At 67.3% G+C, this 16531-nt stretch carries 19 protein-coding genes; 17 read left to right on the forward strand and 2 right to left on the reverse strand.

What is annotated here, in order from left to right:
- The first annotated feature begins 289 nt into the window (after nt 1-289).
- From ACH4C6_RS04955 to ACH4C6_RS04970, 4 genes are all read left to right on the forward strand, one after another.
- Nucleotides 290-1042 carry a hypothetical protein gene (locus ACH4C6_RS04955; RefSeq protein ID WP_398107065.1) on the forward strand — a complete coding sequence of 251 codons (753 nt, stop codon included), beginning with the start codon at nt 290-292 and terminating at the stop codon, nt 1040-1042.
- A 529-nt stretch (nt 1043-1571) separates the two neighbouring features.
- Nucleotides 1572-1955, forward strand: coding sequence for a TIR domain-containing protein (locus tag ACH4C6_RS04960; RefSeq protein ID WP_398107066.1), 384 nt, complete (start codon nt 1572-1574; stop codon nt 1953-1955).
- A 962-nt stretch (nt 1956-2917) separates the two neighbouring features.
- Nucleotides 2918-3379 (forward strand): GntR family transcriptional regulator, encoded by a 462-nt coding sequence (locus ACH4C6_RS04965; protein WP_376641166.1) that lies wholly within the window; start codon nt 2918-2920, stop codon nt 3377-3379.
- A 1-nt stretch (nt 3380) separates the two neighbouring features.
- Nucleotides 3381-3947: an HD domain-containing protein gene (locus ACH4C6_RS04970; protein WP_398107067.1), complete on the forward strand. Its 567-nt coding sequence runs from the start codon at nt 3381-3383 to the stop codon at nt 3945-3947.
- Here ACH4C6_RS04970 and ACH4C6_RS04975 read toward each other — a convergent pair.
- Nucleotides 3935-4408, reverse strand: coding sequence for an NUDIX domain-containing protein (locus ACH4C6_RS04975; protein WP_175434197.1), 474 nt, complete (start codon nt 4406-4408; stop codon nt 3935-3937). The two genes, ACH4C6_RS04970 and ACH4C6_RS04975, sit on opposite strands and share 13 nt — an antisense overlap.
- A gap of 2 nt (nt 4409-4410) precedes the next feature.
- A complete protein-coding gene (locus ACH4C6_RS04980) occupies nt 4411-5136 on the reverse strand; it encodes an XRE family transcriptional regulator (protein ID WP_398107068.1) in 726 nt (241 codons plus the stop codon).
- A 958-nt stretch (nt 5137-6094) separates the two neighbouring features.
- Between ACH4C6_RS04980 and ACH4C6_RS04985 the strand changes: the two genes are divergently transcribed.
- The 13 genes from ACH4C6_RS04985 (at nt 6095) to ACH4C6_RS05045 (ending at nt 16391) form a co-directional block, all read left to right on the forward strand.
- On the forward strand, nt 6095-6364 hold the full coding sequence (locus ACH4C6_RS04985) for a DUF6284 family protein (RefSeq protein WP_339152325.1): 270 nt from the start codon (nt 6095-6097) through the stop codon (nt 6362-6364).
- Nucleotides 6361-6696, forward strand: coding sequence for a hypothetical protein (locus ACH4C6_RS04990; protein WP_398107069.1), 336 nt, complete (start codon nt 6361-6363; stop codon nt 6694-6696). The genes ACH4C6_RS04985 and ACH4C6_RS04990 overlap by 4 nt, the downstream gene beginning before the upstream one ends.
- A complete protein-coding gene (locus ACH4C6_RS04995) occupies nt 6693-7550 on the forward strand; it encodes a protein spdB (protein WP_398107070.1) in 858 nt (285 codons plus the stop codon). The genes ACH4C6_RS04990 and ACH4C6_RS04995 overlap by 4 nt, the downstream gene beginning before the upstream one ends.
- Nucleotides 7550-7885 carry an RRQRL motif-containing zinc-binding protein gene (locus tag ACH4C6_RS05000; RefSeq protein ID WP_398107071.1) on the forward strand — a complete coding sequence of 112 codons (336 nt, stop codon included), beginning with the start codon at nt 7550-7552 and terminating at the stop codon, nt 7883-7885. Before ACH4C6_RS04995 ends, ACH4C6_RS05000 begins: the two co-directional genes overlap by 1 nt.
- 80 nt (nt 7886-7965) lie before the next feature.
- Entirely contained in the window at nt 7966-10146 is a 2181-nt protein-coding gene (locus tag ACH4C6_RS05005; protein ID WP_398107072.1) for a cell division protein FtsK, read from the forward strand.
- A 141-nt stretch (nt 10147-10287) separates the two neighbouring features.
- On the forward strand, nt 10288-10557 hold the full coding sequence (locus ACH4C6_RS05010; protein WP_398107073.1) for a hypothetical protein: 270 nt from the start codon (nt 10288-10290) through the stop codon (nt 10555-10557).
- On the forward strand, nt 10554-10748 hold the full coding sequence (locus tag ACH4C6_RS05015; protein WP_381102794.1) for a hypothetical protein: 195 nt from the start codon (nt 10554-10556) through the stop codon (nt 10746-10748). Before ACH4C6_RS05010 ends, ACH4C6_RS05015 begins: the two co-directional genes overlap by 4 nt.
- 13 nt (nt 10749-10761) lie before the next feature.
- Nucleotides 10762-11214, forward strand: a complete 453-nt coding sequence (locus ACH4C6_RS05020) for a hypothetical protein (RefSeq protein WP_398107074.1) — start codon at nt 10762-10764, stop codon at nt 11212-11214.
- Between the two features lie 87 nt (nt 11215-11301).
- A complete protein-coding gene (locus ACH4C6_RS05025) occupies nt 11302-12039 on the forward strand; it encodes a DNA methylase (protein ID WP_398107075.1) in 738 nt (245 codons plus the stop codon).
- A complete protein-coding gene (locus tag ACH4C6_RS05030) occupies nt 12036-12884 on the forward strand; it encodes a bifunctional DNA primase/polymerase (protein WP_398107076.1) in 849 nt (282 codons plus the stop codon). The genes ACH4C6_RS05025 and ACH4C6_RS05030 overlap by 4 nt, the downstream gene beginning before the upstream one ends.
- Nucleotides 12885-12886: 2 nt before the next feature.
- A complete protein-coding gene (locus tag ACH4C6_RS05035; RefSeq protein WP_398107077.1) occupies nt 12887-14362 on the forward strand; it encodes an ATP-binding protein in 1476 nt (491 codons plus the stop codon).
- Between the two features lie 458 nt (nt 14363-14820).
- A complete protein-coding gene (locus ACH4C6_RS05040) occupies nt 14821-15030 on the forward strand; it encodes a helix-turn-helix domain-containing protein (protein WP_355789818.1) in 210 nt (69 codons plus the stop codon).
- On the forward strand, nt 15027-16391 hold the full coding sequence (locus ACH4C6_RS05045) for a tyrosine-type recombinase/integrase (protein ID WP_398107078.1): 1365 nt from the start codon (nt 15027-15029) through the stop codon (nt 16389-16391). Before ACH4C6_RS05040 ends, ACH4C6_RS05045 begins: the two co-directional genes overlap by 4 nt.
- Nucleotides 16392-16531 lie beyond the last annotated feature (140 nt).

Here is a 16531-nt window from a genome sequence, read left to right on the forward strand (position 1 = left end):
ATGTGGCTGGATGCGTGGGTCCAACTGAGCAGACGCGCGAAGATGACCACGACGGACACCTTGCCGTCGTGGTCATCGTCGGTCGCTGATGGTCGTCGGTGGTCGCCCTCGGACGGCCCGGCTCACTACCTGGTGGCCGAGCCGCTGCTCCCTCGTTTGCATACCCGCGCTGGGCGACTATAGGGCTTGTGGTTGAAATGGTGAAGTAGCTAGCCACACCCTGCTGTGGAGCGTAATGTGACAGCCCGAACCAGCCACGCAAGGATAAGTTCTGTCACGAGGGGTCAGCGTGGAAGAAAACCGTGCCGCCGGCACAGCTTTCATCATTATGCCTTTCACTCGCGAGCTTGACTGGCTACACCACACGATCGTTAGTGCATGCCTCGCCGAGGGTGTGAAGCCTAAACGCGGAGACGACGTCTTCGAGCCCGGATCGGTATTGAACCAAATCCTTGCAGATATTGATGCAGCGGATATCGTCTTCGCTGTATGCACCGGCAAGAGCGCTAACGTCTTCTTCGAGCTCGGGTATGCGTGGAAACAGCATGATCCGATCTTGATTGCTGAGGATACTCACGATCTGCCGTTCGACATCGCTGCATACCGAGCCGCACTCTACGGGCAGGAAAACCCATCGGGCGCGCGTGAGACACTGGAGTGGCGGCTACGCCGATCAATTCGGGCGATCCTTGACCGTGAGCAACTTCCTAAAGGGAAGGCTCTGACCGAACCGCCTGCACGCAAAGGTACGCCTCGCATTACGGCCACGCTCCATAACGTGGGCAGGGGCAGCAGGCGGTTCGTGCTCTCCAACACAGGCACCAGCATTGTTAAACAGGTGAGTGTCGAGGTTCCGCCTGAAGCATCTAGCTTTCACCTCTTGGATAACGACCTGCCCTTGGATGTACTCAGACCTGGCGAAAGTGTTCGCTTGCTAGCGTCGGTGGTAATGGGGGGCGGTAAGTCCATCTTCGATGTGATTATCAAAGGCATGCTGGAAGATGGGACCCCAGTAGAGTTCCCAGTAAAGATCAGCCTATAGCGGGATGGATGTCGGCCATGGAATTCGAAGTTCAGATTTTCCCTGACCCATCGGGATTTTTGCGACGCGCATGCCCCTCTTGCGAAAGAGAGTTCAAATGGTTCCATGGCGAGACGGAAAGGAGGCCCCAAGACTTCCTAGATCCAGAGAACTACTTCTGCCCGTATTGCGGCATCCCTTCCGGTAAGGATTCTTGGTGGACGACATCTCAGCTTGAGTACGCCGAATCGTGCGCCGCTGGGCCGGTCATGGACGAGATCACCAGGATGTTGCAGGAATCGTTCAAGTCAAACAAGTCGCGAAAGAGCGGGATAGGTTTCGAGTTGAGCGTGGACTCCAGCGCAACCCCCGAACCACTCAGCCCGCCTATCGATCCTGACGACATGCTGATGGTCCAATCCCCTTGCCACCCTTGGGAGCCGCTTAAGGTCCTTGACGATTGGATCGACCCAATCCACTGCCTCATTTGCGGAAACCGCTTCACCCTCTAGGCGAGGCGTTGAACAAATCACACCAAGGCGGAGTTCTTATGAAGTCACGTGTCTTCGTCAGCTTTGACTATGACAACGATGCAGTTCTGAAGCAGTTTCTGATCGGACAGTCCAAGCTTGACGACAGCCCGTTCTTCATTTCCGACTGGTCAATCAAGGTCGCTTCGCCTGGATGGAAAGAAGAAGCGCGCCGGAGAATCCGCGCCAGTGACGTCGTGGCAGTGCTCTGCGGCGAGCACACGGATAGTGCCGTAGGAGTCGACGTGGAAGTTCGGATCGCACAGGAAGAAGGGATCCCATACTTCCTCTTGAAGGGCTACAAGGATGTCGCATGTGTCAAGCCGAAGGCAGCAAAGACAGCCGATAAGCTCTACGCTTGGACGTGGCCGCACTTGAAAGTCCTTATCGGCGGTGGCCGGTGAGTGAGAATCCCGAGACGCCAGATCCTACGGTCCTCGACCTCTATAAACTGGCCGTCGAAATGGCCGACAGGGTCTCCGCTCGACGCGGGAGCGCGAATGCTTTTTTCCTTTCAGTGCAAACGACATTGATCTCTATTATTGCTCTAACCTATGAGCGCCTCGAGAAAACGCATCAATGCGTATTTTTGGCACTCTCACTTGCGGGGATTACACTCTCCGCATCATGGTGGCTACAGCTACGCAGTTATAGAGATCTGAACAGTGCGAAATTCACGGTAATCAACAAAATCGAGGAAAAGCTTCCGCTCAAACTCTTTAAGGACGAATGGGAGACTCTAAAACGTGACCCCCTACCCCCACTGCGAAAGCGTTACGCAGAGCTAGGGTATGTGGAAAGAGTCATCCCTGGCGTTTTCGCTTTGCTATATGCACTCTTGTATGCGGCTAGGATAGCTTCATGAACTATCTTGAGTCTGATGCGCGACTGATCAGAAGCTGCGTTCCTCGAAACGTAGGCATTCCAGACAATTCAGACAATTTGTTCCTACTCTATGCAGTTCTCCTGCGCTCAAAAGGTGCAACAGTTACTGCCTCGGACGTTCATGACGCTTGGGCCGCGTGGGCAACGATGACTCGCGGAAAGCACCCGTCGATTCTGCCTTACGCCGAACTTGACACTGACACCCAAATGGAGGACGCGCCCTTCGTGACGGCAATTCGATTGGCCTCATCCCGCCGTCCAAACTCGAAAACTGACTAACAGTGACCGCACCTGGCGCCAGCAGGCGACATAGGGCCCGCTTAGCGCGCCTGCCCTGCCATGACTGCTCGACGAGTGCACAGACCTGGTCAGCCATCACCTGCGCCCCCTTGCGCACCGCTGTGCGCCACCCCTCCGCGCCGGCCAGCAGTCGTGGGAGGCTTACCGGTGGTGTCGACTGCCAGACGGAGAGGGAGAGGGAGTGTCGCAGCAGGCCAACCCTCGGGGAACCTTCCTGAAGATTGCCGACTCAGTGAAGAGGCAGATCGAGGACGACCCGACCATGACAGAGCTTCCGTCGCTGGCTGAACTCATGCGCGATCACAAGGTCTCGCGCGGGGTCGCCCTGCGTGCGTTCGGCGTACTGCGTCAGGAAGGCGTGGCCGAACCGGTGCGGGGCGAGCGGTGGCGAGTCGTACGCGCGGGGGCGCCGGTCGACCGGCGCCCGCTTGATCAGCGAATCGCAGAGGTCATCGCGACTGACGGACTCGAAGTAGGGGAAGCGTTCCCGAGCGCTTCCGTGCTGGCCGAACGGTTCGGGGTGTCACGTCCGACCGTGGCCAAAGCGCTGGAGAAGCTGGAAGCCGCCGGCGTGCTGGCGGGTGGAGGTCAGGGCAGGGTGCGGACGGTCCGCGCCGTGCCGGCACGAGAGGGGCGTTCGTAGCTTGTCGACGTTGACGGAGTGGGCCTACCCCCTGGCTGAGTCGCTGCTCGCTGAGCCGCTGCCACGACGCTGGAAACACTGTCTCGGGGTCGCTGAGCGGGCGCGCAACATCGCGCTCATCCTCGACCAGGACGCGGACCTGTTGGAGGCGGCGGCGGTCCTGCATGACATCGGCTACGCGCCGGACCTTGCCAAGACAGGCTTCCACCCCCTGGACGGCGCGCGGTATCTCCGGGACGTGGCTACCGCCGACGAGCAGGTCGTCAACCTGGTCGCCCATCACTCGTGCTCGTGGCTTGAGGCGGATGCGCGCGGCTTGCGGGCTGAGCTTGACGGCGAGTTCCCCCGTGAGAGCGAGCACCTGAACGATGCGCTCTGCTACTGCGACATGAACACCACCCCGGACGGCACCCCGACCAACCCCGTGGACCGGATCAACGAAATCACCGGGCGCTACGGGCCGGACAGCCTGATCGGCAAGTTCATCCGGCGTGCCGAACCCGAGATCCTCGCGTGCACCTGCCGCGTCCTCGAACGAGTCGCCACCGCCAAGTGTCAGCCGATGTAGGGCGCCGTGCGCGTCCGGTCCATGGCGTGCTCGATCCGGAGCCGCATCGTGGGGTGCACGTCCAGCGTCGCCAGGTCCGCCGGGGCAACCCAGCGGACCTGAGTCGTTTCGTTGCTCGTACGGAGGTCGCCGCCGACCGGCCGGGCCCGGAAGCAAATACTGAACTGCTGACGGACTTCGCCATCGTCGTACTGCATGACGTGCCCGGGGTCTGTGTAGAGTCCGGACACGTCGATCACTTCCGCCCTGATGCCGGTCTCTTCCCAGACCTCACGGACCACCGTGTCACTGATGGACTCCCCCACGTCGTGACCACCGCCGGGCAGTGCCCACCTACCGTTGTCAGAACGCTGGATCATCAACACCTGCCCTGCGTCGTTCTGGACGAAAGCAACGACGGACGGTACGACCGAGTTGGCTGGCGGTGCGTCCGGGTCGTGCAGGTAGTCGATACGTCCCATGGTCAGGCTCCCGTGATGCTCTTGACGTCCTGGTCAGTGACCGGACGCGCGTTCTCCCATGTGTGATCGATGCTATTCGCGTACGTGTTGAAGAGACTTCCGCCGGGGAGTCGCCGCAGGTGCAGTACGGGCGCCATGTAGGCGCCGATGCCGTAGACGTGGGGGTTGACGAGCATCTCGTCATCGGCCCGGTAGATCGAGTTGTACAGCGTCGAATCGTGCAGCCGGAAACCGACGTCCGGGTGACTCCGCATGAGGGGCCGGTACAGCACGAGGGCATTGCGGATCTTGCCGTCCATGATGTGGTGTCCCTCGTCAATGCCGCGTTGCCGGACAGCCGCACACTCCGGGTCCCCCAGCAGGATGCGCACCCGCGCACCCGCTTCCACCTTCGCCCTCACGAGGTCATGGAAGAGCGGGTCCTCAGACAGGAAGAGACCCGAGTACACGAGGACGTCTAGGTTTCGCTCAGCACGTCCGTACAGCTCTCGCCAGAGGCCAGTAGGCACCGTGTGACGATGCGGGTAGACCGTCGCTATCTCGGCTTTGGTGAGGTCCGCCGCACTGCCGACGGTCCGCCCGTCCTCCCACAGCATGGTGACGTCGACCTTGAGGGCCGCTGCCGTCGCGTACTGATGACGCAGGTACGGCACCTTGCCCTGGGTAATCCAGCGTTCGACCGTCTTGGGGCTCACCTCGATCGCCTCAGCGAGGCTCTGCACGGTCATGCCACGGGCGAGGAGAGCGGTCCGTAAGCGCTCGTTCGACATCTGCACCCCCGGTGGGACGTCTAGGGACTTCTTGACCGTAGCTAGAAGTCCCAGAGCTGTCCATGAGTGGGGTGACCAACTCCCCTGAGCTGCCGGAATTCTGAAGATGCGTCAAGACGTCCCGGCGCGAGACGAAGAGATTGCGTCGCCGTACTTGACGAACCCCTATGCGGTACCTGTAAAACAGGTACCGCATCGCACGGAGGAAAGCCCCGGCTCTCGCTGAGGGTGAGTACGAAGGAAGCGGCCGTTAGTTGAGAACTGAACAGTGATCGTGCGGGGCTGACGCGAGAGCGGCGGTCACGGCAGGTGCCCAGGGCGAGGGTCCGGGGGCAAACCGCCGTGGTGAACCGTTGCTCTCCCCCTACGCGCCTGGCAGGCGCCACCCGGTCTCGGGTGTGGGGAAGTACAGCGGGGCCCCAACGCACGTGGCGGCAAGAGTGAGACCGCCCCCGCGACGACCGGGTGATGTCGTCGGCGGCAATGCCAAGCCCACCGGCTCCGGAGAAAACCCCTGATCTGGGGTTCCGCCCGGTGTGGGCCGCCCTGCTGGCGTCAGAGCAGTGACGATGACGCACCCGACTTCACCGGCTCGGGACCGGTGCCCCGTGGCAACGGAGCACCGATGCAAGCCGTGTCCCTGCGAACGCGGGAGGTCGGTCGTGAACCGAAGACATACAAGGGCGCCGCCGCTCGGACCGGCCGGCGGCGCCTGCACAGCAAGCACGGTCCACCACGGCTCGCAGCACATCCCGCTGCGGCCGGCTGCCTCTCCCGCCCGTCCGTTCCGCGCATGGCGTGAGGACGTACGGACGGGAGCGCGGGGAGCCGGAACCGACTCCAACGGCAAGCGACTCCCGGGGGGCCACCCGGGAGCCGTGTTCGGGCCGTTCCTCTCTGGAAGGAACCACGACCCATGAGCGACATCGTCACATACCAGGACGCCGCTACGGCGTTCGCGGACTTCATCGAACCGACCGCTGCGGAGCTGGACGCGATCGAGCAGGAGATGCCCGTCATCCTGGCGGACGTCGACCTGTTGGACGCGCACATCGTCACCCTGGACCGCACCCCGAGCGAGCTGGACGAGCGGCGTATCCGCCGGGCCCGGCGCCGGGCGCTCGCCGCCCGCGTCGCGCTGGTCAACCGCGCGGCAGGTACGAGCATGCCTGGGGGTGCGGCATGACGCTGGAAGAGCTCGCCATCCCGCTGCGGACGCTGCGACTGCTGGCCGTGGACTTCCCGGGCCTGTCCGCCCCCAACGTGGACGTCTCCCCCCTCTACCCGGAGCGGCTGCGGCTGTCCTTCCACGACACCTCGTGCGAGAGCCTGGCCGCGTTCGAGCAGTGGCGCACCGCGCTGCGTATCGCGCCGGACGCGGTCGACGCCCGCACCCAGAGCGACGGCCGCACCCGCGTCCTGGCGGCTGAGGGATCGTTCGCCGGCGCGGTCATCGTCCTGACCGCGTACGCCGACCTCCCCGCCGCCGACCGTGCCCCGGCGGGAGGTGCCCGGTGAAGGCCAAGACCGTGCTCCCGGCTGTCGCGATGACGGCCGTGTCGATGGTGCTCACCCTCGCGGTGGTCATGATGTGGCTGGGTGCGGCAGTGTCGTGGCCGGTCGCCCTGATCGTCGGTCTCGGTATCGACGGTGGATGGCTGGCCACCCTCGCCTACGAACGCCGCCTGGCCGCGCAGGGCGACCACAACCGCACCGTAACGGCGGTCGGCTGGTCCTTCGGCGTTCTCGCCGCCGGCGTCTTGGTCGCGCACGCGCTGACCGTTGAGCACTCCGCCGGCGCGTGGCTGGCCGTGGCGTGGCTGCCGATCGCGGCCAAGGCCCTGTGGCTCGTGCACAGCCTGTGGGAGCGCACGGCGCTCACGCCGCTCGCGCTGGACGCGATCCGGGGAATCCAGCAGGAGGCACGCGACGAAGCCGCCGTGGCCCGTGCCCGGCTGCGGGCGGAAGCGGCCACCGAGGAGACGCGGCTGACGGCCGTGACGGAAGCCGGTGCCCGCGTCGCACGCGTCCAGGCACAGACCGCACAGACCCTCGCGGGTGCGTGGTCGACGCTGGAGTCCGCCCGCAAAGGCGAGGAGACCGGCAGGGCCCTGACCAGCGTGACGACCCCCGTCACACCCGACGTCACGCCTCGCTGGGAACTCCCGGTGTGGGGCCCGACCGATCCGGTGCCGGCGCTGGAGGCGGGGGCGCCCTCGCTGTCGGATGACGCGCTGGACACACTCGTTAACGACATCCGGCACAGCCAGACGCCGCCCCTGTCGTACCGCGACATGGCCGCCCGCTTCCGGGCCGCCGGCCACTCCGCCTCTGAGGTCCGGCTGCGGGCCGCGTGGAAGCGCGTCGCCTGATGGCTGCGCTGCCGGTCTACCGGTGGCGCCTGGCCCCGGACGGCTACGCCACCCGCCGCCAACTCCGGGCGCGCGGGCTGCGGCCCGGTGGTCAGGGTGTGGCCGCGCAGCTCGAACGGCCGCGCCGCCGTCGGGCCCCGCTGGTCGCCTACCTCTACCGCGTCGACCTGGCCAAGCCGGTCCGTCCGATGACGCCGGCCCGGTGGGCGGCGCTCGCCAAGGCCAACGCCGCCCGCCGCACCTGCCCCGCCTGCGGTCGTGACGCCGGCTACGTCATCCCCCCGACGCTCGGCATGTGCGTGCCGTGCGCCTACCCCGAGCAGTACGCCGCCTGAAATCCGGCAGAGCCCGTCCGACCACCTCCTACAGCGACGGACCGGGCCCCGCCTTCCCTCTGCGAGAGAAGGAAGTCTCAGTGAAGCATCCCGACGACGACCACGAACTGTTCAACCGCCTGGAAGCCGAAATGGCCGCCGACCACGGCGCCGACGTGGTCGACTTGGACAAGGCACGCGCCGCCCGCGAACCGGCCCCCACCCCCACCCCGGAGTCTGAGCCGACCGACCCGGACACGCCGGTCATGGTCGACCAGCCCGCCCCCGCGGCTACCGGTCCCGGCTACCTCGGTCGGCTCGCCGGCGCCCGCCGCCGCGCGGTCGTGCCGGTCTGGCTCAAGTCCGTGGTGGAGCTGCGCACCGCTTCCGCATGGGTAGCCCGCCACTACGCCCACGCCGCCGGCTACCACGCGCTTCGTGCCCCGGTCTACGCCGCCCGCCTCGCCTTCCAGGCCCCGGCCGGCGCTGCGAAGGTGGTCGGGGGCACGATGCGGTGGGTGGCCGACCGCGAGGGCGAACCGGTCCGCCTGGCCGCCGTGCGGCGTGAGGACGCTGCCGAGTACCTGAAGCTGTCGCGGCAGCGTGACGGACGGGTGCGGCTGCGGACCCTGGTCGCCGCGCTCGCGATGTTCACCGGTCTCGGTCTGGCGCTCGCCCTGTACGTGCTGGCCCCCGACTGGCTGCAAGCCGTCTCCGTGGGCGCGGTCGTCCTCGCCCTGGGGGCCGCCGGCCGTAAGGCTGACGCCCCGGTCGTGCACCGGGCGGTGGAACTGCCCAAGGCGACCAAGCTGACCAGTGACATCGTCCTGCGGGCGCTGGGTGCGCTGAGCATTCCCGCGATCAATCAGGCGCAGGGCAAGGGCCGGGACGGGTTCGAGTTCACCGCCCCCATCACCCGCGACGGGCCCGGCTGGCGCGCAGAGGGAAACCTGCCCTATGGCGTGACCGTGACGGACATCATCGAGCGTCGCGAGCGGCTCGCCTCCGGTCTGCGCCGCCCCCTGGGCTGTGTGTGGCCCGAGGCGGTCCCGGATGAGCACACCGGGCACCTGGTGCTGTGGGTCGGGGATCAGGACATGTCCCGGGCGTCTCAGCCGGCGTGGCCGCTGCTGAAGTCCGGGCAGGTGGATCTGTTCAAGCCGGTCGCTTACGGCACCGACCAGCGCGGCCGGTGGACCGAAGTCACGCTCATGTACATCGCGGGCGTCATCGGCGCGATCCCGCGCATGGGCAAGACGTTCCTGTTGCGTCTGCTGCTGCTGATCGCGGCTCTGGATCCGCGTGCTGAGCTGCACACCTACGACATGAAAGGCACCGGCGACCTGGACCCGGTGGGCAACGCGGTCGGGTACCGGCACGCCGCCGGCGACGACGACGAACCGGTGCAGTACGCGCTGGACGACTTCCGGGCCCTGCGCGAGGAACTGCGCCGCCGCACGAAGGTGATCCGCTCCCTGCCCCGTGACATCTGCCCCGAGTCCAAGGTGACCAGCGCCCTTGCCGACAAGCGGTCGTTGGGGCTGCACCCGATCGTGGTCGGGGTGGATGAGTGCCAGGTCCTCTTCGAGCACCCCGAGCACGGCAAGGAGTTCGAGGAGATCATCACCGACCTGGTCAAGCGCGGCCCCGCCACCGGCATCGTTGTCCTGCTGGCCACGCAGCGCCCGGACGCCAAGTCGCTGCCCACCGGCATCAGCGCCAACGCTTCGGCCCGGTGGTGCCTGAAGGTGATGGGCCAGCTGGAGAACGACATGGTGCTGGGCACCTCCGCCTACAAGCGCGGGGTGCGGGCGACCATGTTCGCCTGGGGAGACAAGGGCATCCACTACTTCGTGGGGGAAGGCTCCGACGCTCGTATCGTGCGCTCTGTCTACGTCGACGCCGGCGGCGCCGAAGCCATCGCCGCCCGCGCCCGCCGCGTCCGCGAGAAGGCCGGGCTGCTCGCCGGCCACGCCCTCGGGGAAGCACCCGAGCCGACCACGGCGGCCTATGACCTGCTGGCGGACATCCTCGCGGTGGTCCCGGCCAAGGAGGCCAAGGCGTGGTCGGAAACCATCGTGACCCGGCTGGCGGACCTGCGCCCGGAGGTCTACGACGGATGGGACCCCGATGCACTGGCCGCCGCGCTCAAGCCGCACGGCGTGTCCACCATCCAGGTCGGACGCCGGGTCAAAGGCAAGGTCGTCAACCGGCGCGGTGTCGACCGCTCCCACATCACCACCGCGATCACGGAGCGTGACGGAAAGCGGGACGCGGGCTGAGGCTCCGGGGCCGCTAACGATAGCGGCAGCCCTCGCTAACGTTAGCGGCCCTGCTAGCGCCCCAAACCACCTCTGATCAGGCCGCTAGCGGATAGCGGCCCACCTGCGCAAACCCCGAAACCCCGCCAGGAAGGGCCCCACGTGACCCCCGCCCTGCTCGCTATCGCCTGCCTGCTCACCGTCACCTTCGGTTACGCCGGGGTGTGTGCGGCGTCGCCGTTCGGTGACTGCCGCCGCTGCCGTGGCATGGGCCACGCGCTCAAGACGGACCGCAAGGGACGCATGAAGCGCGGCAAGGACTGCCGCCGCTGCCACGCCACCGGCAAGCGCATCCGCACCGGCCGCTGGCTCTACAACCGCTGGGCGCGCATCTACCGCGCCGGCACCGACACCCCGGAAGGCTCCCGATGATCCTCGACATCTCCGCCGTGCTGCTGTTCGGCGCCGCCTCCGTCTTCGCGGTCAAGACCAAGTCCGCCGGCGGCGGCGCCGCGCTCGTGCTGTTCCTGTTCGGGTTCTTCGCCGCCGGCACCGGCGCCTACGAGCCCATCCACAACCTCGTACAGGCATCCGCCGACGCCCTGTCCGCCCTCGACAACTGAAGGAGACCCGGCCGTGAACGAACCCACCACCCACCGGACCGCGCCCCTCGTGGTCCACCACCCCACCCCGATCACCCCCGTCATCCACGCGGCGCCGGTCGTCCCCGTCCAGCCGGGCCACGTCCCGACAGTGGCGAGCGTCGTCCTGCCGGACGGCCGCGTCGTCACCGGCTACGCCGTGGCACCGGCTCAGCCGGAACCGGTCGCCGCCAAGCCGGCCGTGTCCCGCACGGCGGTGAACGTCGCCCTCGGGGGCGTCGGGTTCCTCGCGGTGTGCGGCGGCCTACTGCTGCTCACCTCGTTCATCGCCGCCCTGACCGCATTCATCGGCCAACTCATCATCCTCGCCGCCGTGATCTTCGGCGGATGGATCGCCGTGCAGGTCTTCAGCGCGAGCGGCCACCACAGCGGGACCACGGTCAACATCCGCAAGGCCGTGATCAAGCGCAACCACTTCCACAGCTAGCTACGCCAAGGGCGGCCCCCGTCTCGGCAAAGTCCGGGGCCGCCCTTGTCCAACCGTCCTCAACAGACCTGTTGGAGGTCTCCCAGCATGACGCAACCGACCCCTATCCGGCGAGCACCGGACACCTTCCGGCCGATCCGGGTCCTGGACGCCTACTCATGCATCGGCGGCGCCACCGAAGGCATCAAGCGCGCCATCCTCGGCGTGCATGTGACCGGCGTGGACATCCAGGCACAGCCGGACTACTGCGGCGACGCCTTCCACCAGGGCGACGCGATCGAGTTCATCCGCGCGCACGGCCACGAATTCGACTTCATCCACGCCTCCCCGCCCTGCCAGGGCGAGGGCGCCCCCACCAAGGGCACCAACCGCGCCCGGAACGCGGCCATCGGCCGGACCTACCCCCGGCTGATCGCGCCAACCCGGGCCGCGCTGGAGGCGACGGGGCGGCCGTACGTGATGGAGAACGTGGCCGGCTCCGAGGTCCGCAAGGACCTGCGCCTGTGCGGCGAGATGTTCGGCCTGGACGTGATCATGCACCGCTACTTCGAGTTGGGCGGCTGGTCGGCCCCGCAGCCCGCGCACCCCCGCCACCGGGGCTACGTGCGCGGCTGGCGCCACGGCGTCTACCGCGAGGGTCCCTACGTCGCCGCGTACGGCCAGGGCGGCGGTAAGGCCACCGTGCAGGAGATCCGCGACGCCAAGGGCATCGACTGGTCGACCGATCATCTCCGACTGCGGGAGGCACTCCCGCCCGCCTACACCGAGTGGATCGCATGCGCCTGGCTCGCCACCCTCGCCCCCGCGCTGGGGGTGGCGGCATGAGCGACACGCTGTACCCGCAGCACCTCGCGCTGAGTCTGGCAGCGTCCGGCGTGCCTGTGCTGCCCCTGCGCCGGGGAAAGGTGCCGTTCGGCAACTGCCCCGCGTGCGCGGACAACGCGTGCGGCGGCCGGCCGAACATGAAGACCCCGGGGCCCTGCGACTGCCCCGACGTTTGCCACGCGTGGGCCGCCGCCACCACCGACCCGGCGGTCATCGTCTCGCCCCCGTGGCGGGCGGCGTGGCGGCGGGCGGTGTGTGTCGGCTACCACCCAGGCGGCGCCCGTCTGACCGTGGTCGACCTGGACGACGCGGAAGCCATCGCATGGGCCCGCGGTTCCTTGCCCGCCACGCGCACGGTGCCGACGACGCGCGGTGAGCACTGGATCTACCAGGGCGCCATGCCGTCGTCCAACGCCGTGCGGCCCGGTGTCGACATCAAGTCGTCCATGTCCTACGCCCGCTACCTCGGGCCCGGCACCGGCACCATGACCGACCTGCCCGACGCCGTACGCGCCCTCGCGGTGAAGAAGCCGCCGACGGTCCGGTCGGCGCCGCACGCCGCCGCCGTACCTGCGGGGCCCGGGAGCGGGGAGTGCCCACACCGCACGCCCGCCTACCTGGAACGCGGCATCGCTATGGCCGTGCAGCGCATCACCACGGCCCGCAGCGCGATCCACGCCACGGTCTACGGGGCGTTCCTCGCGGTGCTGTCCCGGCACGGCCGGTGCGGCTGCCTCACCGACACCCACGTCGCCCGGTTGTTCACCGCCGCGCAGACCAAGGGCGAGACTCTGCGGCACTGCACGGACGCGTGGAACAACGCCCGCACCACGTTGGGAATGTGACGATGTCCGACGACGACAAGAACCCCGCACGCCAGGTCATCACCGACTACGCCCAATCCCACTTCCGGTACTTCCGCACCGCTGACGGCACCGTGTACGCGCAGAAGAACGGCCACCCCGTGGCCCGACCGATCCGCTCCCAGGGCACCACCGGAAGCCACCGGCAGGAACTCATGGTCGGTCTATTCCGCGACGGGGTAGGCGTGTTCAACGGCACGGCCATGAAGGAAGCGCTGGACTTGATCGAAGCGTTGGCGCTGACCGAGGACGTGCAACCCGTGCACATCCGCGTCGCTCCCGGGTTCGACGGGGCAACGTGGCTTGACCTCGGGCGCAGCGACGGGCAGTCGGTGCGTATCCACCCCACCGGCTGGGACATCCGTACCCCGGACCCGCGTGAGGTGTGCTGGCGCCGTACTCAGCTCACGGGGGAGTTGCCCCTGCCGGTCCGGGACACCAACGGCAAGGGCATCGATCTGTTGATGCGGCTGTGCAACTTCGCCAACGCCGAGACGGAGTGCCTGGCCATTGCGTGGTTGATCGGCTGCCTGGGTCCGTCCGTGCCCGTCCCCGCGCCGTTCCTCACCGGGCCCCAGGGGGCGGGCAAGTCGACGGGCGGGCGGATGCTCGTACGGATCATCGAGGGTATGAGCGGCGACCTGCGCCGCGCGCCGAAGGATGAGGAAAACCTGATCGCGGCGGTCGCCGCCGGTTGGGTCACCGCCCTGGACAACCTCTCCCACATGACCCCTGACCTGTCCGACGCAATGTGCTGCATCGTCACCGGTGCCGAGAACGTCAAACGGGCCCTGTTCACCGACGGGGACGTGTTCCGCGTCGGCTACCGCCGACCGCTGCTGCTGACCGGCATCGACGTGGGCGTTATCCGCCCCGACCTCGCCGAACGGCTCCTCCCGCTGCGGCTGGAACGCCCCCGCGTGCGGCGCACCGAGGCGGAACTGTGGTCCGACTTCGCAGAGGTGCTGCCCGTCATCCTCGGATCGCTCCTGGACCTCACCGTGCAGGTGCGGGCGGCTGAGGCGGACATCCCGACGGACCTACGCATGGCCGACTTCGCGCACCTGTGCGCGCAGCTCGACGCCGCAACTGGTCTCGGGGCACTTGCCGCCTACCGGGCCAGCCTGGACGACCTCAACGACGACGTCATTGAGGGCGACCTGCTGGCGCAGACCGTGCTGAAGCACGCTGCCGGCATCGCGCCCGGGGCGGAAGAGCGGATGACGTCCGCCGAGTGGCTGTACGCCCTCACGGGCCTCTACAGCGGCGAGGAGTGCCGTCCCCTTCCAAAAGGCTGGCCGACTACCGGAAAGGTGCTCTCAGACCGTCTCAAGCGCCTTCAGCCCACCCTCGCCGCCCGTGGCGTCCTCATTGACTGGGGACGCACCAAGACGTCCCGGTACATCGAGATCGCGCGCCCCACCGCACCACCGCCGCCCGAGCAGGAAGCCGCCTTCTGACCGCCCGGCACCCGGCGGGCCGGAACAAGCAAGAGGAGCACCCGGCAACGCGTGCTCCTCTTGCTGTTCGGCGGCGGCCGCCGCCCTGCGAAGGTCGCGCCGCGAAGCGGCTCCTTCTTCATGCCCTGAGCCGCGCACCACAACAGACACCAACCCCTCTTTGTCCCACGTAGGAAGACGCTGCGTCACCTGCGTCACCCACACCCCGCAAACGGCGTGTGAGCTGCCGGAACAGCGGTGACGCAGACGGCCGATTCCTGCGTCACCCCGCGTCACCCGCGTCACCCGGTGACGCAGGTCTACGTCACCGGTGACGCACCTGCCAGGACCTGCGTCACCCTGAAACCGCAGGTCCGGGCCCCGAATGACGCAGATGACGCGGGTGACGCCGAAATCCGCACCTCGGACACAGCCGCGTACACCCGCACCCCGAAATGCCCAGGTATGGAGACCCCAGCATGACCACGCCCACCCGGCACCGCCGCACTCCGAAAGACGAGTTGATTCCCCTGCCGGAAGTTCTGGAAGAACTCGGCATCAGCCGCCCGACTTGGTACCGCTGGCGCGACCGTGGCCTCACCCCCGAGGCACGCCGCACACCGTCCGGCCGCATCTGCGTACGCCGCAGCGTCCTGGACGCCTTCAAGGACGAGTTGGAGGCCGCGTGACCGAGTGGAGCTACACCGTTAAGTTCTGGGCCATCCGAAAGCGCAGCTACCGGAAGCCGTACCAACTGCGTTGGATGGTGGGCACCCGCGAACACGCGGAATCGTTCCTCACCCAGGGCTTGGCCGACAGCCGCCGGTCGGAACTCATGACGGCGGCCCGGAAAGGTGAGCCGTTCGACGTGGAGAGCGGCCTCCCGAAGTCCATGGTCGACCAGAAGCGTGACATCTCCTGGTACGAGCACGCACGCAACTACATCGCGATGAAGTGGGACGACTCCCCCGGCAACACCCGGCGGACGTTGGCCGAAGCCATGGCGACCGTGACGCCGGCGTTCGTGAAGGACACCAAGGGCATGCCCGACGCCCGGACCGTACGGAGCGCCCTGTACGGGTGGGCGTTCAACAAGAACCGGTGGGAGGAAGAGCCTCCGGCCGAGGTGGCACAGGTGCTCGCCTGGTTCCAGCGGAAGTCGCTGCCCATGTCGGCCCTCACGGACCGGCTGTTGGTGAAGGCCGCGCTCAGGGCCCTGTCCAAGCGGCTGGACGGGAAGACGGCGGCCCCGGGGACGATCAGTCGCAAGCGTGCGATCTTCTACAACTCCCTTGAGTTCGCGGTCGATGCCGAGTTGCTGACGGACAACCCTTTGGACCGCGTCAAGTGGAAGGCGCCCGAGCAGGTTACGGAGGAAGTGGACCCGGCATGCGTCCCGAATCCGGCGCAAGCCGCCAAGCTGCTGACCGCAGTGCGTGACCAGAGCAAGCGGGGGCGCCGGCTCGCTGCGTTCTTCGGCTGCATGTACTACGCCGCCGCGCGGCCGGCGGAAGTGATCGGCCTACGGGTCACGGACTGCGATCTTCCCCGGCGGGAGTGGGGCGTGCTCCGGCTCCATGAAACCCGTCCCCGATCCGGCACCGCATGGACAGACAGTGGTGAGGCGCACGAGAAACGGGGCCTGAAGCACCGCCCGCGGAAGGCAGTGCGGCCCGTGCCGATTCCGCCGGAACTGGTCGCGCTCCTGCGGTGGCACCTCACCGCGTACGGCACGGCGCCGGACGGCCGCGTCTTCCAGACGCTGCGGGGTGGACTCGTGCAGGACACCGGATACGGGGAGGTGTGGGCTGAAGCGCGGTCGCGCGCTCTCACGCCAGCCGAGTTCCACTCTGCACTGGCGAAGCGGCCTTATGACCTTCGTCACGCCGCAGTGTCTACCTGGCTCAGCTCGGGCGTGGAACCACAGCTCGTGGCTGAGCGGGCGGGCCACAGTGTGGCGGTCCTGTTTCGCGTGTACGCCAAGTTCCTGAAGGACGGTGACGACGCGGCCAACGCCAAGATCTCCGCCCGATTGGAACGGAGCGTCTGACGCGGCGGAAATCCCGTCCGCGCTCCGTCCGCAGAGTCCGAGACGGGGCGTTCGAACGCGAGACAGGGTGAGACACCCCGCCCCTCGGGGCGGCGTACGGCAAGAGGCCCGTGACCTGCTGATATCGCAGGTCACGGGCC

The sequence above is a fragment of the Streptomyces sp. NPDC017943 genome (genome assembly GCF_044328425.1).
Lineage (GTDB): Bacteria > Actinomycetota > Actinomycetes > Streptomycetales > Streptomycetaceae > Streptomyces > Streptomyces djakartensis_A.